Consider the following 21,376-nt stretch of genomic DNA (forward strand, 5'->3'; position numbering starts at 1 on the left):
AAGGAGACCACGCCCCATGAAGTCCATCGACGAGCTCGCCGGCAATCTCAACTTCACCACCGCGCAGCAAGGTGCCGAACGCACGGTCACATTTCTTCCCGAACCGCAACGGGCCGAACGTCTGTACACCGTGATCTCGGTCGACGATCACATCGTCGAGCCGCCCGACACATTCACCGGCCGGGTGCCACGCAAGTTCGCCGACCGTGCCCCGAAGGTCGTCGACACCGAGAACGGCGGGCAGACCTGGATGTACGACGGGCAGTCCTTACCCAATGTCGGCTTCAACGCCGTGGTCGGCCGGCCGGTCTCCGAATACGGTTTCGAGCCGGCGCGGTTCGACGAAATGCGCCGCGGCGCCTGGGACATTCACGAACGCGTCAAAGACATGGATCTCAACGGCGTCTACGCGTCGCTCAACTTCCCGTCGTTCCTCCCCGGGTTCGCCGGCCAGCGACTGCAGCAGGTGACCAAAGACCGGGATCTGGCGATGGCCGCGGTGCGGGCCTGGAACGACTGGCACCTCGAAGCGTGGGCCGGGTCCTATCCCGACCGGATCATCCCGTGCCAGCTGCCGTGGCTACTCGACCCTGAAGTCGGCGCCCAGATGATCTACGAGAACGCCGAACGCGGTTTCCACGCCGTGACATTCAGCGAGAATCCCGCCATGCTCGGGCTGCCGACCATCCACTCCGGCTACTGGGAGCCGATGATGGCGGCATGTGCCGAGACGGGCACCGTTGTCAATCTGCACATCGGGTCCTCGGGCTCGGCACCATCCACCACCGACGATGCTCCGCCGGATGTTCAGGGTGTGTTGTTCTTCGCCTACGCCATCACCGCCGCGGTCGACTGGCTCTACTCAGGTCTGCCCAGCCGCTACCCGGACCTCAAGATCTGCCTGTCCGAAGGTGGAATCGGTTGGGTGGCAGGCCTGCTCGACCGGCTCGACCACATGCTCAGCTACCACCAGATGTACGGAACCTGGAAGGCGCTGGGCGAGAGCCTCTCCCCTGCCGAGGTGTTCACCAGGAACTTCTGGTTCTGCGCGGTCGAAGACCAGTCATCGTTCGTGCAGCACGAACGGATCGGCACCGGCAACATTCTGCTCGAAGCCGACTACCCGCATTGCGACTCCACCTGGCCGCACACCCAGGCCACCATCCACGAACAGATCCAGGGCCTGCCCGCCGAGGTGATCCGGAAGATCACCTGGGAGAACGCATCCCGGCTCTACCAGCATCCGGTGCCACCGGCGGTGCAGAGCGATCCGAACGCCTACTGATCCATGACCCGACCGCTGCGCATCGCCGTTCTCGACGACTACCAGGGGATCGCCGACACCGTCGACTGGACGCCCATACCCCGCGCCCCCGAAATCACGTCACTGCGGGAACACATCGCACCCGGCCCGGCCCTGGTCGAGACTCTGGCCGGCCACGAGGTCGTCGTCGCGATGCGGGAACGCACCCCGATCGACGCGACGCTGCTCGCCCAGTTACCCGACCTGAAGCTTCTCGTGACCACCGGACCGTTCAACGCCGCCATCGACGTGGCCGCCGCGCACCGACTCGGTATCACCGTGTCGGGCACCGGCGGGGCGATCACCCCGACGGTCGAACACACCTGGGCACTGATCCTGGGACTGCAGCGACATCTGGTCGTCGAGGATCAGCGCATCCGCGACGGGCTGTGGCAGAGCACGATCGGCGGCGACCTGCACGGGGCGACCCTGGGGCTGGTCGGAGTGGGCCGGATCGGCAGTCGCGTCGCCGCGATCGGGACGGCATTCGGCATGAACGTCATCGCGTGGAGCCCCAACCTCACCGACGAGCGTGCGGCCACAGCCGGCGTGGTCCGGGTGGAGCGGGAGGCGCTGTTCGCCGACGCCGACGTAGTGTCGCTGCACATGGTGCTCGCAGAGACGACCCGCGGCCTGATCGGCACCGCCGAACTGGGCGCGATGAGGCCGTCGGCGATCCTGGTGAACACCTCGCGCGGCGGTCTGATCGACGAGCCCGCGTTGGTCGACGCACTGCGCGGCAGCCAGATCCGCGGTGCGGCCCTCGATGTCTACCAGCAGGAGCCCCTGCCCGCGCAGCACCCCTTGACCACTCTGTCCAACACTTTGCTGACCCCGCACCTCGGCTACGTCACCGAGGGCGTGATGAAGACCTTCTACCGGGACATTGTCGAGGACATAGCGGCTTATTGCGCGGGTTCCCCGGTGCGTTTGCTCCCCGGCTAGAGGGCTGAAAAATTCCCCTCAAAAGGTAACTGTGAGGAAGATCAACATTCCTGAATGGAACGTTGTCGATCCACTAAGGGACTGTTACGTTCAGCCGGTTAAAAGCGCGGTCGGAGGGTTCCGTCGGCGTGCGCCGTACCGGAGAGGTGGATTTACCGTGGCTGCGGTGTTTCGGCTTGCGAGCCGCTTCTGGATCCCATTGGTGCTCGTGGCCGCGCTTGCGATCAGCGGATTCGCGATGAACCGCATGCACGGAATCTTCGGTACCCACATCAACACCGAACCGGGACAGTCCGCCGGTGACGACATCGTGGAGTTCAACCCGAAGCGCGTCGTCTACGAGATCGAGGGTCCCAGCGGCACGAGCGGCCATGTCAGCTACCTGGACGCCGACGCCCAGCCCCACACCGAGAATTTCACCTCGCTGCCGTGGCGGCACGAGGTTGTCACCACCCTGCCCACGGTGTTCGCCAATGTGGTTGCCCAAGGAGATAGCGAAGTGATCAGCTGCCGGATCGTCGTCAACGGCGAAGTCCGCGACGAGCAGACCGTGAACCAGCACGACGCGCAGGCCTTCTGCTTGGACAAGGCAGCATGAGCAACCACAGCGCCGCCCCCGCACACTCGGACAACCCCTCGCACAAGGGCATCGCCCGCGTCATCCGCGTCGCCGCGATCCCGATCATCCTGGCGTGGGTCGTACTCGTCGTCGTCCTCAACGCCCTGGTCCCCCAACTCGAGGTCGTCGGCCACGAGCACGCTGTGTCCCTGTCGCCCCAGGACGCACCGGCCCTGGTGGCGATGAAGAAGATCGGCGATCGCTTCGATCAATTCGACTCCGACACGATCGCGATGGTTGTACTGGAGGGCGAGCGGCCGCTCGGCACCGAGGCTCATCACTACTATGACGAGTTGGTCCGCACACTGCAGGCCGACACGAAACACGTTCAGCACGTGCAGAATTACTGGGGCGACCTGATCACCGCGGCCGGATCCCAGAGCACGGACGGCAAGGCCGCCTACGTCCAGGTGAACCTCGCAGGCAACCAGGGCGAGACACTGGCCAACGAATCGGTCGCCTCCGTCCGCAAGATCATCGACGAATCCAATCCGCCCGCAGGCGTGAAAGCCTATGTCACCGGCCAAGGTCCGCTCACCACGGACATGAACGAAGCCGGCGACAAGAGCATGGTCAAGATCACCTTCGTCACGATCGCCGTGATCGCGGTGATGCTGATCGTCGTGTATCGGTCGATCGCCACGATGCTGCTGATGCTCATCGTGGTGCTGCTGGAGATGTCGGCCGCGCGCGGTGTCGTGGCGGCCATCGGCCACGCCGGCCTGCTCGGCCTGTCGACGTTCTCGGTGAGCCTGCTGACGTCGTTGGCCATCGCGGCCGGAACCGACTACGCGATCTTCCTCGTCGGCCGATATCAGGAGGCGAGACAGAAGGGCGAGGAACGAGAAGACGCCTACTACACCGCGTTTCACGGTGTCGGGCACGTCATCCTCGGCTCGGGTCTCACCGTTGCCGGCGCCATGCTGTGCCTGCATTTCACCCGGTTGAACTACTTCAGTTCGATGGGTATCCCCAGTTCCATCGGCATGTCAGTGGTGGTGCTGGCCTCACTCACACTCGCACCGGCGATGCTGGTGGTCGGCAGTCGATTCGGTCTGCTCGACGCCAAACGTGAGATCCGGTCGCGCGGTTGGCGCAGGCTCGGCACCTCGGTGGTGCGCTGGCCCGTTCCGATCCTGGCCGCGGCCATCGCGGTGGCACTCGTCGGACTGCTGGCCCTGCCCGGTTATAAGACCTCCTACAACGAGCGCCTCTACATCCCCAAGGATCTGCCGTCCAACGTCGGATACGCCGCCGCCGAAAGACATTTCACCGCGGCGCGGATGAACCCCGATCTGCTGCTGGTCGATGCGGGCCGGGATCTGCGCAACCCCGCCGACATGATCGTGCTGGACAAGATCGCCAGGGAGCTGATCCGCGTCCCCGGCGTCGCACGCGTACAGAGCATCACCCGGCCGCTGGGCCGCCCCATCGCGCACAGCTCCGTGCCGTTCCAAGTGAGTATGCAATCGGTGTCCATGACCGAGAACCTGCAGTTCCTGCGTGAACGCATGGGCGACATGAACACGCTCACCGACGATCTCGGCCGGATGATCGTGATCATGGAGAACATGCTGGGCCTGATGAACCGGATGACCGACATCACCCATGAACTCACGGCCAGCATGAACGACATGCAGGTCAGCACCAACGAAATGCGGGATCACATGGCTGATTTCGACGATTTCATGCGGCCGATGCGGAACTATCTGTACTGGGAACCGCACTGCTATGACATCCCGATGTGTCATTCCATGCGTTCGTTGTTCGACGGGCTCGACGGCATCGACACCATGACCGAAACCCTCTCGGAATCGGTGAAGAACATGAACGAGATGGATCAGCTGATGCCGCAGTTGGTGGCGCAACTGCCACCGATGATCGCCATCTCGAAGTCCATGCAGGGCACGATGAAAACAATGTTCAGCACGTTCAACGGGCTGATCGACCAGATCGGCAAGATGACCGACACCGCGTCGGTGATGGGCCAGGCGTTCGACGACGCCCGCAACGACGACTCCTTCTACCTGCCGCCCGAGGCCTTCGACAACCCGGACTTCAAACGCGGTCTGGCTCTGATGGTTTCGCCAGATGGCCAGGCTGCACAGTTCATCATCACCCACGACGTCGATCCGGCCACCTCAGAAGGCATTTCGCATGTCGAGCCGATCCTGAAGACGGCCAGGGAGGCGATCAAGACGACGCCGCTGGCCGACGCCAAGATCTACCTCGGCGGCACCGCGGCGACCTACAAGGACATCCAGGTCGGCGCCCAGTGGGATCTGCTGATCTCGGCCTGCGGCGCGATCACGTTGATCTTCATCGTGATGCTGTTGATCACCCGCGCGCTGATCGCGTCGTTCGTCATCGTCGGCACCGTGATCGTGTCCCTGGCCGCATCGTTCGGCCTGTCGGTCCTGGTGTGGCAGTACCTACTCGGGATCGACCTGCACTGGATGACCTTGGCGTTCTCGGTGATCATCCTGCTAGCGGTCGGATCGGACTACAACCTGCTGGTGGTCTCGCGGATGAAGGAGGAGATCAGCGCGGGTATCAACACCGGCATCATCCGGGCCATGGGCGCCACCGGCGGCGTGGTCACCGCGGCCGGCCTGGTGTTCGCGTTCACGATGGCCTCGATGGCCACCAGTGATCTGATCGCGATCGGACAGGGCGGGACCACCATCGGCCTGGGCCTGCTGTTCGACACCCTCGTCGTTCGCTCGCTGATGACACCGACGATTGCCGCGATCCTCGGCCGCTGGTTCTGGTGGCCGCTGCCGGTGCGTCAGCGTCCGGCGCGTTTCCTCTCCGATCGGACCGCACCGATACCGGTGGCGAGAATGTCGTGACCCGCGTCGATACCATCGACGCATGAGCACAGGCGAGCTCTCGGCCACCCAGTCGCGCACCCGTGGTGCGATCATCGAGGCCGCCGCCGTCGTCCTAGCTGACGACCGGACCGCGACGTTGCCCGATATCGCCAAGGCGGCCGGGGTCGGCCGCACCACGGTGCACCGTTATTTTCCCGACCGGGAAAGCCTGATCAACGCGACAATTCTCGACTCGGTGCAGGTGGTGACCAACGCCGTGGCCGCTGCCGCACCTGAGGACGGCTGCGCGATCGAGGCGATGCGGCGCGTCATCAACGCGATGATCTCGGTCGGTAACCGGCTGCTGTTCCTTTTCGACGACCCCAACGTTCTTCGTGGCCTGCCACCCGAGGTGGTGCCCGACAACAGCTATCTCACCACCCTGATCGAACGCGGCCAGGCCGAAGGCGTGTTCGATCCGGAATCGAGCACACAATGGCTCGAACACGCGCTCTACGGTCTGGTGATGTGGGCGTGCCAGGACTCCAAGGACGGCCTGATGCCGCAGCACGCGGCCGCGCCCGCCGTCATCCGCACCTTCGAGCGCGGGGTGCGTTGCCGCGATTGACGCGGTACCTGCCGGACAGTCACCTCCGCCAGAACAGGTGATGGGTGACCGCGCCTCCGGGGCTGGGCACGACGTCGTGGTGGAACCGGTCGTTCAACTCATCGGGTGACTCCCACAGACGCGACCCGCTGCCCAACTCGGCGGGCGACACCGCCACATGCAAGGTGTCGACCAGGTCGGCGTCGAGGAACTCCCGGATGGTGCTCGCTCCCCCGCCCAGCCGAACATCCTTGTCCTGCGCGGCGGCCCGGGCCTGCTCCAGCACGGTCGCCGGATCGGCGTTGACGAAGTGGAACGTGGTGTCGGACAGGCTGAACGACGGCCGCTCGTGGTGGGTCAGGACGAACACCGGGGTATGGAACGGCGGCACGTCACCCCACCAGCCCTGCCAATCGTGGTCCTGCCATGGGCCACGGTAGGGACTGAACTTGTTGCGGCCCATGATCTCGGCGCCGATGTTGTTGGCGAAGTCCCGGGTGAGGTAATCGTCGAGGCCCCGACTGCCGCCAGGCTCCGTCCGGTTGGGCCAGCTTGCCGTCGCGCCGGCCCAGGCGAACATCTTGCCCGGGTCGGCATGACCGAACGGGCGCTCAAAGCTCTGATCGTCGCCGGCGCCGAATCCGTCGCTGGAGACGTTGAAATTCTGGACTTTGAGCAGTTGGGTCACGTGGTCTCTCCCGTTCGGTCAGCAGTGGATGCTGATTGGACTCGGGACGAGGGTAAAACTCATCGCGCGGACCAGGCGGCTACCGCGCCGCCTCCAGTTGGCGACGGACCTCGAGGCGCCGGAGTTTTCCTGACGACGTGCGTGGCAACGATCCCGGCGACATCAGCACGACGTCGGCAGGCGTGACGCCGCACACCGACACGACCCGCCGGATCACCGCGCTGCGGGTGGTGTCCTGCTCGGTCCCGATGAACTCCGCTGCCACCAGAAGCCGCGATTGCGCGGCGCCGGATTCGGTGCCGACCGCGACCACCGCTCCTTCACGGACGCCGTCCACCTCGCCGACGACCTGCTCGATCTCGGTCGGGAAAATGTTGCGCCCAGCGATCGTGATGATCTCTTTCAGGCGGCCACAGATCACCAGCGCACCGTCGACGAGGTAGCCGATGTCGCCGGTCGGGAACCATTGGCCGTTGCTGCCCGCGTCGGCAGGTGTATCCCCCAGGTAGGACGTCATCATCGACGAACCGCGGATTTCGACTTCCCCGGATTCACCGGTCTCGTCGTGTGCAGACGGGACGATACGAATCTCCATGCCCGGCACCGGACGACCCAGCAGTGCGTAGCGCCGGGCGGTGTCCGCAGCGTCCGGAATGTCGATGCGCAGGCCTTCCCCGGGCGCGGGGATGGTCACCGCGCAGGTCGACTCGGCCATTCCGTATGAGGGCGCCATGGCGCCCGCGTCGAAGCCGAACCGGCTCATGCCGATGGCAAATCGATCGACTCCCGCACAGTCGACGGGTTCACCACCGTTGATCGCTATCCGCAGTGCGCCGAGATCGACGTCGGAGACGCGGTTGGCGAATCGGCCGAGCACTGAGTAACCGAAGTTCGGACCCGCAGTCAGGGTGGCGCGTGATTCGGACAGCCATTCGGCCCACCGGAGCGGCGCGGCCGAGAACGCGCCCGTCGGGGCCAGCCACAGTGACCCGCCGGACATTGTCGATGTCAGCACCATCGCCAGGCCCATGTCGTGGTAGATCGGCAACCAGGAACACCCGACGTCGTTGTGGCCCAGCGATAATCGCTGGCTGACGGACAGGATGTTGTTGAGCACGGCCTCCGGTGCCAGCACTGCAGTGCGTGGAGTTCCGGTGGATCCGGCGGTCCCCTGCAGGATGGCCACGTCGGCACTGTCGGGATACCGCAGATGCGTCGATGTCGGCGTGCGGGCGGCATCGGCGATGTCGCACACCGCCAGCGGGGACCCTGCGTCCTGAAGCAGTTGCAGGGTGGCGCCGTAGCTGAACACCGTGGTCACGCCGATACTGCGGAACCGGGCCAACGTCGCCTGCGCCCACTCCGATGGTTCGGCGCCGCGTTGGGGACGCGGAAGGATGGACACCCCCGAACCTGCCAGCCACGAACCCTGAATGGCGGCAATCAATTCCACTGTCGGTTCGCCGACCAGTCCCACCGCACCAGGCTGGTCCCGGCCCAGCAGATAGGCCGCAATGCTCTCGGCGATTCCGTGCACCTCGGGCCACGGACGCCGCTGCCAGGTATCGGTCTCGCGATCCAGGACCACCAGGTCGTGCGGTGAGCCGACCATTGCCTCGCGCAGGGCTCCTGCGAGCGGGTTCACGCTGCGCTCCTGCGGTCGATCACCGACTGCAGATCGCCGACGGTCCGGCAGGTGATGAGGTCTTCCTCGCTGAGTTGCACACCGAACTTCTCCTCGATGCTCACCAGGCCCACGGCGAACGACACCGAGTCCATCCCGAGGTCGTCGACGAGGCGCGTACTGGCACTGAGTGACTGACATGGCAGTTCGAGATCGTCACGCAGGATGGAGACCAGCCCGTCGGTAACAGCGGGCGATGTCGGTGAATTGGTATCGGTCATATGTGAGTATCCGGCTGGTCGATGAGACCAAGCCTCACCTTTCGTTTCCGGTACGGATCAATTGATTTGGAACCGGCTGTCGAGCAGCCGGATTGAACAATCTGGCCTCAAGCCATCCATTTCCGGGCGGTGTCCCGGTCGAGTTGGTAGAGCGCCATCCTGCGGTTGGGCATCTCATGCTCGCCGAGGAACCGGCACCCGGCGAATTCGCACAACCCCCGCACCGTTGCGTTGCGGTGATCCGGGTCGAACATGATCCGCTGACAGTCGGGATCGGCGGCCAGGACGCTTGCGACGATTTTGGGCAGCAGCATCGGTCCGAGTCCCCTGTTGACCAATTCCTCGTCGGCAATCGCGCCGTGCAGCCCCAGATCGTGCGGCTCACTGTCGTACCGATCGGCGATGGAATCTTTGGCGGCACGGTAGATTTCGAGGTAGCCGCGGTCCACCCCGCCGATGCTCAGGACGAGTGGTAGTGAATAGTCGCCCTCGACCTGCGCTTTCAGATGATTGCGCCAGCGCTCGACCGGCCAATCATATTCCCAGGTCTCGGCCAGGTGCGGCCGATTCATCCACTCGGCGATCAGCGTGGCGTCGTCATCGGTGGCCACCCGAACCTTGCTCGGCCGCAACAGTTGTGGAACTGGTGGCCCCGGGGCTTGCCGTACAGCGTCGGAAACGTCTGTGAGTTCCCGTGGAAGCACCGGATAGTCCGGTGAGTCGCCATCGTGGCGCACCAGGGATTCGGCCATAGCGCCTCCTGTCCGCGATGACACGTCGGTCACGCGCCGCGCTGCGTTCGAGCACGCGCATCACCAATTACGCTGTGCTGCAGCACTTCATCGCACGTCAAATGCCCATCCCCCTATGTTCGGCGCAGGTCAGAGGACGCCACCCATGTGTGTGCGCCACGCCCAGACCGCAGCCTCCTCAGATCAGCGAGGGTGACACTAACCAAATCTCGTCCAGTGGTGGGAAGTCCCTTTCCGCACACAGTCCGAGCGCTGATGAAACCAAAAATATCCGTCAATATTCGGTGTGGTTTCAAAAACGCAGTACAACAGCTCTTTTCGCACCCTCAGGGGTGCTGCAAGCGTCAGTCCACGACGGCCACACTTCGACTCGCGGGCGAGCCCGATGCGATGCAATCGGTATATCTCCGCGAACGCCCCCGCCAAACGAGTGGGGTGGTTGTGGTCGGTTTTCTCCGTCGGGGGCGCGTCTCAGCCAATTCCGCATCGGCGCACCCACACCAGGTGTGGGCTATCCCACACTTCGCGGCTCGCGTTCGCCCGAATCGGCTCTCAGTCGCCATCCAGGATCTATCCGGCGTCACGGTACCGGCGGCGATCCCCAGATCGCCTGCAGCATTGCGATGGTGTCCATTGTCTCGACGACATCATGAACTCGGATGACATCGACGCCCGCCGACCATGCGGGCGCGACAACGGCCAGCGATCCCGCCAGGCGGCCGTCCACTGCGCGTCCGGTGACGTTGCCGACGAACGATTTTCGGCTCACCCCGACCAACACCAGAAAACCGTGATCGCAGAGCTCAGGAAGCCGGCGCAGCAACTCCAGGTTATGTCGAGGGGATTTGCCGAATCCGATGCCCGGATCGATCCACACCGGAGCGGCACCGCCTGCGGCAGCCGTCTGCGCGACACCGGTGACAAAGCCCGTCACCTCGCTGACCACATCCTCGTACTCCGGGAAGCCTTCGGCGAGGACGGGAACCGTGTGCGCGTGCATGCTCACGTAACCGACGCCGAGCCGCCCCGCAACGTCGCAGAGCTTGCCCGAGACGTCGTTGATGATGCCGGCACCGGCCCGCACCGCTTCTTCGGCCACCTCACGATTGCGCGTGTCCACCGAGACCGTGCCCAGGTGGGCGAGCCCAGCGACGACTGGAAGCACGCGGTTGCGTTCCTCATCGATCGACACCGGTGTCGCACCCGGGCGAGTGGACTCTCCACCCACGTCCACCGCCCACGCCCCGGCTTCGAACATCCTTTGCCCTGCCGCGATCGCCAGTGCGGTGACGTCGAATCTGCTGTCGACCCAGAAAGAATCGGGAGTCGCGTTCAGCACCCCCATCACTTTCATCCGGGCCGGGCCGGTACGCGGCGATACCGTGACGCGACGGCGCTGGTTCATCTGCGACCCGATCACGACATCTGGGCGGGCGACCAGTAGGCCAACATCTCGGCGAACGTTTCGAACGCCGGCCGGGAAACACCGTATGGGGCCTCAAAATGAAGACTCAGCGGGTATCCGAGATCGACCACCCCGTCGATGACCCGCTTGTACAGGTCGATCAGTTGTCTCCGCTTTGCGTCGGGCTCGCTCGCCGCCAGCCCTTTCACGAAGGCCTGCTCCTGCACAACGGCGCGATTGCCCGGGTCCTGGATCAGCCAATCGATGAGGCCGACCCTGTCCTCCAGCTTCGGAACGAAACCGAACGACAGCAAGATCTCCGGCCGGTGGTCGCTCTCTCGGGTGAACTGCTTCAGGAACCCGACCACCGCATCCGAATAGAGGAGCTGGGTCATGGCGAACGTGGCTCCCTTGTCGCATTTGAACGCGAAGCGGGCCTGCTCAGCGGTCCGGGTCGGGATCAGGATCACCCCGCGGTTCTCGACGAGACCGTCGAATTTCGACAATGCGTCCGTCGGTGCGACGCCGGAACCTTCGCCGTCGCTCATCGTGCGTGGCACGCCGACGAAGATGACTCCATCGAAACCCGCCGCAGTCAAGTCGTTCAGCCGATCCCGCAATACCGCCTCGTCGGAGAATGACGTGACCTGTGTGCACAACCCACGCACGCCCGGGAGGTGGGGCTGGATGGCCGACCAGTGATCGAGGACGTCCATCTTGGGCTTCATCTCGATGGGGCGGTCACCATCCTCGGCGATCATCGCCGGGATCATGACGTGGCCGAGCTGTCCCCCTACACCGCTCTCCGTGGCCAGTCGCGCCACCTTGTGCGCCTCGTCCGCCGCATGGCCGGCTCCACGGTCGAGGTTCGGTGGCACCAACTCGAGCGCAACGGTATTCAAGGGCACAGCTACCTCCGATTGCAGCAGCGAATCCTCCAGCCGGGTCAAAGCGTTCACCGGGCTAGCTGACAACGACGAGTAGATCGCCGCCTTCGACTTGCGCGGTCCGCGCGACCGCGATCCGCTTCACCGTGCCGGATTCAGGCGCGGTGATGGCGGCTTCCATCTTCATGGCCTCGATCGTCGCGATGGATTGGCCCGCCTCGACGACCTGGCCCTCAACAACATTGACGGACACCACCCCGGCGAAGGGCGCACCGATATGGCCGGTGTTGGCCCGGTCTGCCTTCTCGGCAGTCGGGACCTCGCTGGCGATGCCGCGGTCACGCACCACAATCGGCCGCAGTTGCCCGTTCAGGATGCACATCACGGTACGCATACCGCGCTCGTCGGCTTCCGAGATCGCCTCAAGTCCGATCAGCAATTCGACGCCGGGATCCAGTTTGACCCGGTGTTCTTCGCCATGGCGCAGACCGTAGAAGAACTGATTGGCGCTCAGTCGTGAGGTGTCACCGTACTCGTCGCGATGCGCCTCGAACTCGGCGGTGGGCCCGGGGAACAACAGCCGGTTCAGAGCCGCCTGCCGCTTGGGACCTGGTGCGGCCAGCAATGTTTCATCCTCGTCAGACAAGTCCTGTTCCGGCTTGGCCGGACCGCGACCGTTGAGTGCATTGGTGCGCAGGGGTTCTGGCCACCCGCCCGGAGGGTCTCCGAGTTCACCGCGCAGAAACCCGATCACGCTGTCCGGTATGTCGAAGCGAACCGGGTCCGCCGCGAACTCGTCGGCACCCACACCCGCTCCGACCAAAGCCAGCGCCAAGTCCCCCACCACCTTGCTCGACGGGGTGACTTTCACCAGGCGACCCAATACCCGGTCAGCGGCAGCGTAATTCACTTCGATGTCCTCGAACCGGTCGCCCAGACCCAGCGCGATGGCCTGCTGCCGCAGATTGCTCAGCTGGCCGCCGGGAATCTCGTGACGGTAGACGCGGCCGGTGGGGAATGCAGGACCCGACGCTGCGACGTCGAACGGCGCGTACACGCGACGCAGTGCCTCCCAGTACGGCTCAAGGTCACAGACCGCGTCCAGCGACAGACCGGTGTCGAGCGGGCTGTGAGCGGCGGCCGCCACGATTGATGACAGCGAAGGCTGACTTGTGGTGCCGGCCAACGGTGCTGCGGCACCGTCGACGGCATCGGCGCCGGCAGTCCACGCCGCGACGTAGGTGGCCAGTTGGCCGCCGGGAGTGTCGTGGGTGTGCACGTGCACCGGAAGGTCGAACCGCGACTTCAGGGCCGAGACCAAAGTCGCGGCGGCCGGTGCTCGCAGCAACCCCGCCATGTCCTTGACCGCCAACACATGCGCCCCGGCGTCGATGATCTGCTCGGCCAAGCGCAGGTAGTAGTCGAGCGTGTAGAGACGTTCACCGGGGTCGGAGAGGTCGCCGGTGTACGACATCGCGACTTCGGCGATGGTCGTCCCGGTGCGGCGGACCGCGTCGATGGCCGGACGCATCGAATCGACGTTGTTGAGTGCGTCGAAGATCCGGAAGATGTCGATACCCGTCGCCGCCGCCTCATCCACGAACGCGCGCGTGACCGTCTCCGGGTAGGGCGTGTAGCCCACCGTGTTCCGGCCCCGCAACAGCATCTGCAGACAGATGTTGGGCAGTGCTTCGCGCAGCGCGGCCAACCGCTCCCACGGGTCCTGCTTGAGGAAGCGCAGCGAGACGTCGTAGGTCGCACCGCCCCAGCACTCCACCGACAGCAGCTGCGGCATCATCCGTGCGATGTAGGGGGCGACGCGTATCAGTCCGCTGGTACGCACCCTGGTGGCCAGCAACGATTGGTGGGCATCGCGGAAGGTGGTGTCGGTGACCGCGACTGCCTTGCTGTTCCGCAGCCAGGCTGCGAAACCTTCGGGCCCCAGTTCACTCAGCCGCTGCTTGGACCCCGACGGCGGTGCCACACCCAGATCGCACGCGGGCAGCTTGTCGCGTGGATAGACCGCGCAGGGCCGTGGCCCGTGCGGCTGATTGACCGTCACATCGGCCAGGTAGTTGAGGATCCGGGTGCCACGATCCGCGCTGCCGCGCGCGGTGAGCAACTGTGGTCGTTGCTCGATGAACGACGTCGTCACCCGGCCGGCGACGAAGTCGGGATCGTCCAGAACTGCTGCCAGGAAGGGAATGTTGGTGGCCACCCCGCGAATCCGGAACTCCGCCACGGCCCGTCGCGCGCGGGCCACAGCCGTCGGGAAATCACGGCCGCGGCAGCTCAGCTTCACCAGCATGGAATCGAAATGCGCACTCACCTCGGCGCCGAGGTTGGTGCCGCCGTCCAGGCGGACACCGGCACCACCCGGTGAGCGGTAGCCGGTGATGCGCCCGGTGTCCGGGCGAAACCCGTTCGCCGGGTCCTCTGTGGTGATCCTGCATTGCAGGGCCGCACCCCGGATCCGAATCCCGTCCTGGGTGAGTCCGAGATCTGACAGTGATTCTCCACCGGCGATCCGCAGCTGACTCGACACCAGGTCGACATCGGTAACCTCTTCGGTCACCGTGTGCTCCACCTGGATCCGGGGATTCATCTCGATGAACGTATGATTCCCGCGCTCGTCGAGCAGGAACTCCACCGTGCCCGCGCAGCTGTAGCCGATCTGTCGGGCCAATGCCACCGCGTCCGCGCAAATCCGATCCCGCAGAACCGGATCGAGATTCGGCGCCGGTGCCAGCTCGATCACCTTCTGGTGTCGCCGCTGCAGACTGCAGTCACGCTCGTAGAGGTGGATCACGTTGCCGTGGGTATCGGCGAGGATCTGAACCTCGATGTGACGCGGGTTGATCACCGCTTGCTCGAGGAACACGGCCGGGTCCCCGAAGGCGGACTGCGCTTCGCGACTGGCGGCCTCGATCGCTTCCCGCAACTCGGCCGATTCGTTGACGCGGCGCATCCCGCGGCCCCCGCCGCCGGCGACGGCCTTGACGAACACGGGGAAGCTCATCGATTCCGCTGCGGCCAGGAGTTCCTCGGGAGAACTCGACGGAGCCGAGGACATCAGCACTGGCAGTCCCGCCTTGCGGGCCTCGGCAATGGCTCTCGCCTTGTTCCCGGTCAGTTCGAGCACATCAGCCGACGGTCCCACGAAGGTGATCCCCGCCTGCGCGCAGGCCCTGGCCAGTTCCGGATTCTCCGAAAGGAACCCGTAACCCGGATAGACGGCATCGGCACCCGCGTGCCGGGCCACCCGGATGATCTCGTCGACCGAAAGATAGGCACGGACCGGATGCCCTTGGGCACCTATCTGATACGACTCATCAGCCTTCAGCCGATGCTGAGAATTACGGTCCTCGTGAGGATAGACGGCAACCGTCGAGAGCCCGAGTTCGTAGGCCGCGCGAAACGCACGGATGGCGATCTCTCCCCGGTTGGCGACCAGAACCTTGTCGACCACTGTTTCCTTCCAGAGCTTCCGCGTGCTAGGCCAGGGCCCGCTGCGGATGCCCGCTGTAGTCGCTGAGCGGCCGGATCAGAGCGTTCGACGCGGCCTGCTCCATGATGTGAGCGGTCCAGCCCGTGATCCGGCTCATCACGAAGATCGGTGTGAAGCAGGGGATGTCGAACCCCATCAGGTAGTAGGCGGGGCCGGTCGGAAAGTCCAGATTCGGCTTGATCTTGGTGGCCGCGAACATCGCGCTCTCCAAGACGTTGTAGATGTCCAGCCAGCGCTGTCCGTCCCGAACTTCGGACACACGCGCCAGCGCGGCCTTCATGGTGGGCACGCGGGAGTCACCATTCTTGTAGACCCGGTGACCGAATCCCATCACCTTGTCCTTGCGTGACAGCTTGCCGTGCAGCCATTCCGGGGCGCGGTCGGCCGAACCGATTTCGAGCATGTCGTGCATGACGACTTCGTTGGCACCGCCGTGCAGCGAGCCCTTCAAGGCGCCGATGGCCGCGGTGACCGCGCTGTAGATGTCGGACTGCGTCGAGGTGACCACCCGGGCGGCGAAGGTGGATGCGTTGAAGCTGTGCTCGGCGTAGAGGACCATCGACTGCTCGAATGCCTTGACCACAGCGGGTTCCGGAATCTCTCCGAAGCACATGTGCAGGAAGTTCTCCGAGTAACCCATGTGGCTGTGCGGGGCGATGGGTTCGAGGCCCCGCCGGCGGCGCATGTCTGCCGCGACGATCGTGGGCAGGACCGCATACATCCGCAGAGCCTTGGCCATGTTGGCCGAGGGGCTGCTGTCGTCTTCTTCGGGATCCTCGGCGCCCAGGTAGCTGATCGCAGTGCGCACCACGTCCATCGGATGGCAGTTGTCCGGCAGCTTTGCCAGCAGCGACTGCATCGAGCGGTCGATCCGGCGGGAGGCCCGCTCACGCTGGGCGAACAGGGCCAGCTCCTGATCGGTGGGTAATTCACCCTGCCACAACAGGTATGCCACCTGCTCGAAGCTGCATTGCGCTGCCAGATCCTGCACCGGGTAACCGCGGTAGGTCAGCGTGTTGGTCTCGGGCACCACCTTGGAGATGGCGGTGGTGTCGACCACCACGCCGGCCAAGCCCTTGTGGATGCTCGGTTTGGCTGTGTCGTTCGCGGTAACGGTCATGGTGTCGCCCCTTGCAGCGAAAAATTGAAGATGTCCGAGTCGAACTGGTTGTAGTCGTTGTAACGCAGGAGTTCGTAGAGCCGGCTTCGGTGTTGCATCTGATCGAGAAGACCGGATTGCGTACCTGCCGAGGCAATTTCGCGAAGACCGACCTCGACGGCATGCATAGCCAGGCGCAGCGTGGTGACCGGGTAGATCACCGCGTTGTATCCGATCTCGGACAACTGGCCGGTCGTCAGCAGTTCGGACTTTCCGAATTCGGTCATGTTGGCCAGCAACGGCACGTCCACGGCCTCCCGGAACTGCTCGAAATCGGCCGGGGTGTGCAGCGCCTCGGTGAAGATCAGGTCGGCACCCGCGTCGGCGTAAGCCTTGGCCCGGTCGATCGCCGCGGAGATCCCCTCGATCCCCGCGGCATCGGTACGCGCACAAATGACGAAATCGGGGTCACGACGGGCCGAGACCGCTGCCCGCAGCCGCTTGACCATCTCGGCCGTCTCGACGACTGCCTTACCGTCGAGATGTCCGCACCGCTTGGGATTCACCTGGTCTTCCAAGTGAAGTCCGGCCAGGCCGGCATCTTCGAGCAGCGTCACCGTACGGGCGGCGCTCATCGGTTCACCGAACCCGGTGTCGGCATCGATCAACGTCGGAAGATCTGTGCTCGAAGCGATCTGGGCACCTCGCCCGGCCACCTCGGTCAGCGTGGTCAGCCCGATGTCCGGCAGGCCCAGGTCGGCGGACAGAACCGCGCCCGAGACGTAGACGCCGTCGAAGCCGATCTCGGTGACGAGCTTGGCCACCAGCGGGGAGAACGCACCGGGGAAGCGCAGGAGCCGGCCGGATTCCAAACCGCGTCGGAACTTCCGGCGCTTCTCGGCGGCGGAAGCGGCAGAGCCGAGCAAGCCAGCGCTCATCGGTGCTGTCCTCTCTTCGCGCAAGCGCTCATCGGTGCTGTCCTCTCTTCGCGCAAGCGCTCATCGGTGCTGTCCTCTCTTCGCGCAAGCGCTCATCGGTGCTGTCCTCTCTTCGCGCAAGCGCTCATCGGAAAATCCCCGAGGGAACCGTCGGCGCCTTGTCCAACACCCGCGGATCGACCCGGACATTGAGCGCGCCGAGCCCGCCCGACTTGGTCGCCGAAACGTCCTCGACAGCACTCAGGAACCGTTGCTGCTCTTCGGCTTCAACGACACCGTCGGCCAGTTCTGCGAACTTGGCGACGTACTGTTCGCGCTCGAACGGCCGCGCCCCCAACGGGTGAGCGTCGGCGACGGCGAGTTCGTCGACGATGGTCTCGCCGCTCTTGAGGGTGACGACGGCTTTCGCACCGAACGCCTTCTCGGCCGGTTCATTCGAGTGGTAACGCCGCGTCCACTCCGGATCCTCGACTGTGGAGATCTTGCGCCACAGCTCGATGGTGTCGGGCCGGTGCGCCCGCTCGGGGGCATACGACCGCTCGTGGTGCCAGGTCCCGTCCTGCAAGGCGACGGCGAAGATGTACATCACCGAGTGGTCGAGCGTCTCGCGGGACGCATCCGGATCGAATTTCTGCGGATCATTGGACCCGGTACCGATCACGACGTGGGTGTGATTGCTGGTGTGCAGCACGATCGTGGCGATCTGATCCAGGTCGCCGATGCGCTCGCGCATCCGCCGCGCCAGGTCGATCGGCGCCTGGCTCTGGTACTCCGCCGAGTGTTCCTTGGTGTATGTGTCCAGGATGGCGCGCTTGGGTTCACCCGGTCCGGGCAGCGGGACCCGGTAGGTGTGCTCGGGGCCGGCGAGCATCCAGGCGATCACGCCGTCCTCGCCCTCCCAGATCGGTGCCGGCGAACCCTCGCCGCGCATCGCGCGGTCCACGGCCTCGATGGCGACCTTGCCCGCCCACGCGGGCGCATAGGCCTTCCAGCTGGAGATCAGACCCTTGCGCGACTGGCGGGTGGCGGTGGTCAGGTGCAGGGCCTGACCGATTGCGGCGTAGATGGTTTCGGGATCCAGCCGCAGCATGGTGCCCAGCCCGGCGGCGACTGACGGGCCCAGATGGGCGACGTGGTCGATCTTGTGTCGGTGCAGGCAGATTCCCTTGACCAGGTCGACCTGCACCTCGTAGGCGGTCGCGATGCCGCGGATCAGGTCGGTGCCGCTCACGCCGAGCTGCTGCGCCACGGCGACGAGGGCGGGGATGTTGTCACCGGGGTGGGAGTATTCGGCGGCCAGGAACGTGTCGTGGAAGTCCAGTTCGCGGACTGCGACACCGTTGGCCCAGGCCGCCCATTCGGGCGAGACCGTGCCGTCGACGCCGAACACGGTGGCACCCCGCGGTGTCTTGTGCGCGAGGGCCTGGGCACGGGCCACCGTCACCGGCCGGCGGATCACCGACGCAGCCGACACCGCGGCGTTGTCGATGATGCGGTTGATCACCATCGCCTCGGTCTCGGGTGGGACGGCTACCGGGTCGGCCGCGATCTCGGCGATCTTCCAAGCCAAGTGTTCGCTGCGCGGGAAGTCTTCGGCGCTGCGCCGGGTTCTGACGTCATGTTCAAGCATGATCCGCACGGTACGCAGATGCGATCACCAGGGAAACCACCTGTAAATGCGTATTTTTGTGTCCTTTGGCGGCCGTTTTTGCGAATCTTGTGAAACCCGGTCGGGGTAGCCTCGTCAGCGGTGACCAAGACATTCGCCGGCGCCCGTCTGCGACGGCTGCGCGACGAGAGGGGCCTCACGCAGGTCGCGCTGGCGCGTGCCCTGGGACTGTCGACGAGCTACGTCAACCAACTCGAGAACGACCAGCGGCCGATCACGGTCCCGGTGTTGTTGGCCCTGTCCGACCGCTTCGATCTGCCGACTCAGTACTTCGCCCCCGATGCCGACGCGCGGTTGGTGTCTGACCTGCGCGAAGTCCTGGCCGACGGTGCCACCACCGCCCAGATCGAAGAGCTTGTCGCGCGCATGCCCGAGGTCGGCCAGGCCATGGTGAGCATGCATCGCCGCCTGCACGATGCCACCGCGGAACTGGAGGCCGTGCACGGTCGGGCCAACCTGGACGCGCAGGCGGGTGCGCAGCAACCCATGCCTTTCGAAGAGGTACGCGACTTCTTCTACGACCGCCGCAATTACGTCGACGCGCTCGACCGCGCCGCCGAGGATCTCTTCGCCCGCCACCGCCTACAGATCGGCGGCCTCGACCGGCAACTGGCCGAGCTGCTGTCCTCGGAGTACGGCATCTCGGTGATCGTGGACGACGGAGATGTGCTGGGCCCCAGCGTGAAACGCCGGTACCGGCCCGAGGTCGGGACGCTGTACGTGGCGCGGTGGTTGTTGCCCGGCCAGCGCGCTTTTCAGCTCGCCACCCAGATGGCCTTGTTGGTGCACTCCGAACTGATCAGCACCATCGTTGCCACCGACGACCGATTGAGCTCAGAGGCAAGGGATGTGGCGCGGATCGGGCTGGCCAACTACTTCGCCGGCGCCCTGCTGCTCCCCTACCGGATGTTCCTGTCCGCCGCCGAGGAGTTGCGGTACGACATCGATCAGCTCGCCCGTCGCTTCGAGGTGGGATTCGAGACGATCTGCCATCGCCTGTCCACCCTGCAGCGGCCGGATGCGCGCGGTGTTCCGTTCATCTTCGTCCGGACCGACAGTGCCGGAAACATATCGAAACGTCAGTCCGCCACTGCTTTTCACTTCTCCCGGGTCGGCGGGAACTGCCCACTGTGGGTGGTGCACCACGCGTTCTCCCGTCCTGGCGAGTTCCTGACCCAGGTGGCGCAGATGCCGGACGGCCGCAGCTACTTCTGGATCGCGAAGACGTCGGCCGCTGTCCCGAGCCGGTACCTGGGAACGCCCAAGAGCTTCGCCATCGGCCTCGGCTGCGATCTGAGCCACGCCGACAAGCTGGTGTATTCGGTGGGCATCGATCTGAACGATCCCGAAGCCACAGTGCCCATCGGAGCGGGTTGCCGGATCTGTGACCGCCCGGCCTGCCCGCAACGCGCCTTCCCGTATGTGGGCAGGCCCGTGCACGTCGACCCGCAGACCAGCAGCAATCTGCCCTACTCACCGACAGCCTGAGCAGGTGTGCAATCCACGAGGTCAATGCGGGAGAATGGGCCGGTGGACTGCGTGGTGGCACGAGAGGCGCTTTCGGCACGCCTCGATGGGGAGCGTGAGCCGGTCCCCTCTGCGCGCGTCGACGAGCATCTGCGTGGTTGCCCGGACTGCGCCACCTGGTACGACAAGGCCGGATCCCTGGCCCTGCAACTGCGCGATCTGGCCAACACCGGATTGATCGGCGCTGTGGGTGGACGCCCGAACCGCAGAACCAGTGCGCTGAGCGGACTCTGGCACCGGGTGAGCCCGCACCTGCTGGTCACCGCAATCGTCGTCATCGGGATCGCCCAGGTGGGTTTGGCGATCGCGCAAGCTGTCGGCATCAATTTCGGGATGGTTGCCGCACATCACGGATCGGCCAGCGGAGCCCACTTGCTGAACGAGTCCACGGCATGGTCGGCGGCGCTGGGAATCGCGACGATCGCGATGGCCTTCCGCCGTCGGATCGCGCCCGGTCTCGCCTGTGTGCTGGTGATCTACTGCGCATTTCTCGGCTATTACGTCGTGTCCGACGCGCTGGCGGGACTCGTGACCCCGGTCCGGGTACTGAGTCATGTGCCGGTGGCGTTGGCGGCGATCGTTTCGATCTGGGCGTCGCGCACCAAGCGCCCGCACGATCCGTCACCCAAGGCGCGTGGTGACGACGACGAATCGGGCCCGGCCGCGCCGGCCAGTCGTCATCTCCGCGCAGCGGATGACCCCGCCGCCTGA

Annotated in this window: 17 protein-coding genes; 7 read left to right on the forward strand and 10 right to left on the reverse strand. The window is 65.1% G+C overall.

Features of this window, described 5'->3' with window-relative positions; all coding sequences use genetic code 11:
• The first annotated feature begins 16 nt into the window (after nt 1–16).
• The 5 genes from EH231_RS10925 (at nt 17) to EH231_RS10945 (ending at nt 6,308) form a co-directional block, all read left to right on the forward strand.
• Nucleotides 17–1,285: an amidohydrolase family protein gene (locus tag EH231_RS10925; protein WP_124712403.1), complete on the forward strand. Its 1,269-nt coding sequence runs from the start codon at nt 17–19 to the stop codon at nt 1,283–1,285.
• 3 nt (nt 1,286–1,288) lie between these two features.
• Nucleotides 1,289–2,248 (forward strand): D-2-hydroxyacid dehydrogenase family protein, encoded by a 960-nt coding sequence (locus tag EH231_RS10930; protein ID WP_206429649.1) that lies wholly within the window; start codon nt 1,289–1,291, stop codon nt 2,246–2,248.
• 157 nt (nt 2,249–2,405) lie between these two features.
• Nucleotides 2,406–2,846 (forward strand): MmpS family transport accessory protein, encoded by a 441-nt coding sequence (locus EH231_RS10935; protein ID WP_420891959.1) that lies wholly within the window; start codon nt 2,406–2,408, stop codon nt 2,844–2,846.
• Nucleotides 2,843–5,719 (forward strand): MMPL/RND family transporter, encoded by a 2,877-nt coding sequence (locus EH231_RS10940; protein ID WP_124712404.1) that lies wholly within the window; start codon nt 2,843–2,845, stop codon nt 5,717–5,719. The genes EH231_RS10935 and EH231_RS10940 overlap by 4 nt, the downstream gene beginning before the upstream one ends.
• Before the next feature lie 22 nt (nt 5,720–5,741).
• Nucleotides 5,742–6,308, forward strand: a complete 567-nt coding sequence (locus EH231_RS10945; RefSeq protein ID WP_090431900.1) for a TetR/AcrR family transcriptional regulator — start codon at nt 5,742–5,744, stop codon at nt 6,306–6,308.
• A 19-nt stretch (nt 6,309–6,327) separates the two neighbouring features.
• On the opposite strand, the gene EH231_RS10950 is transcribed toward EH231_RS10945, so the two are convergent.
• From EH231_RS10950 to prpD, 10 genes are all read right to left on the reverse strand, one after another.
• Complete coding sequence (locus EH231_RS10950; protein ID WP_124712405.1) at nt 6,328–6,975, reverse strand: dihydrofolate reductase family protein; 648 nt, start codon at nt 6,973–6,975, stop codon at nt 6,328–6,330.
• 79 nt (nt 6,976–7,054) lie between these two features.
• Nucleotides 7,055–8,620 carry a long-chain-fatty acid--ACP ligase MbtM gene (gene mbtM, locus EH231_RS10955; RefSeq protein WP_124712406.1) on the reverse strand — a complete coding sequence of 522 codons (1,566 nt, stop codon included), beginning with the start codon at nt 8,618–8,620 and terminating at the stop codon, nt 7,055–7,057.
• Nucleotides 8,617–8,880, reverse strand: coding sequence for an acyl carrier protein (locus EH231_RS10960; RefSeq protein WP_124712407.1), 264 nt, complete (start codon nt 8,878–8,880; stop codon nt 8,617–8,619). The genes mbtM and EH231_RS10960 overlap by 4 nt, the downstream gene beginning before the upstream one ends.
• Nucleotides 8,881–8,987: 107 nt before the next feature.
• A complete protein-coding gene (locus EH231_RS10965) occupies nt 8,988–9,584 on the reverse strand; it encodes a GNAT family N-acetyltransferase (RefSeq protein ID WP_124714246.1) in 597 nt (198 codons plus the stop codon).
• Nucleotides 9,585–10,212: 628 nt separating this feature from the next.
• Nucleotides 10,213–11,037 carry a dihydropteroate synthase gene (gene folP, locus EH231_RS10970; RefSeq protein ID WP_241177926.1) on the reverse strand — a complete coding sequence of 275 codons (825 nt, stop codon included), beginning with the start codon at nt 11,035–11,037 and terminating at the stop codon, nt 10,213–10,215.
• Between the two features lie 11 nt (nt 11,038–11,048).
• The gene (locus tag EH231_RS10975) at nt 11,049–11,945 is read right to left on the reverse strand and encodes a mycobacterial-type methylenetetrahydrofolate reductase (RefSeq protein ID WP_124714248.1); all 897 of its coding nucleotides are present in this window, start codon (nt 11,943–11,945) and stop codon (nt 11,049–11,051) included.
• A 55-nt stretch (nt 11,946–12,000) separates the two neighbouring features.
• Nucleotides 12,001–15,393, reverse strand: coding sequence for a pyruvate carboxylase (locus EH231_RS10980; RefSeq protein ID WP_124712408.1), 3,393 nt, complete (start codon nt 15,391–15,393; stop codon nt 12,001–12,003).
• A gap of 25 nt (nt 15,394–15,418) precedes the next feature.
• On the reverse strand, nt 15,419–16,552 hold the full coding sequence (locus EH231_RS10985) for a bifunctional 2-methylcitrate synthase/citrate synthase (RefSeq protein WP_090431910.1): 1,134 nt from the start codon (nt 16,550–16,552) through the stop codon (nt 15,419–15,421).
• Nucleotides 16,549–17,469, reverse strand: a complete 921-nt coding sequence (gene prpB / locus EH231_RS10990) for a methylisocitrate lyase (RefSeq protein WP_090431912.1) — start codon at nt 17,467–17,469, stop codon at nt 16,549–16,551. Before prpB ends, EH231_RS10985 begins: the two co-directional genes overlap by 4 nt.
• A gap of 124 nt (nt 17,470–17,593) precedes the next feature.
• A complete protein-coding gene (gene prpD / locus EH231_RS10995) occupies nt 17,594–19,099 on the reverse strand; it encodes a 2-methylcitrate dehydratase PrpD (RefSeq protein WP_164480844.1) in 1,506 nt (501 codons plus the stop codon).
• Nucleotides 19,100–19,219: 120 nt separating this feature from the next.
• Between prpD and EH231_RS11000 the strand changes: the two genes are divergently transcribed.
• A complete protein-coding gene (locus EH231_RS11000) occupies nt 19,220–20,626 on the forward strand; it encodes a short-chain fatty acyl-CoA regulator family protein (RefSeq protein ID WP_090431916.1) in 1,407 nt (468 codons plus the stop codon).
• A 42-nt stretch (nt 20,627–20,668) separates the two neighbouring features.
• Nucleotides 20,669–21,376 (forward strand): zf-HC2 domain-containing protein, encoded by a 708-nt coding sequence (locus EH231_RS11005; protein WP_164480845.1) that lies wholly within the window; start codon nt 20,669–20,671, stop codon nt 21,374–21,376.

The organism is Mycolicibacterium nivoides (assembly GCF_003855255.1).
GTDB classification, from domain to species: Bacteria; Actinomycetota; Actinomycetes; order Mycobacteriales; family Mycobacteriaceae; genus Mycobacterium; species Mycobacterium nivoides.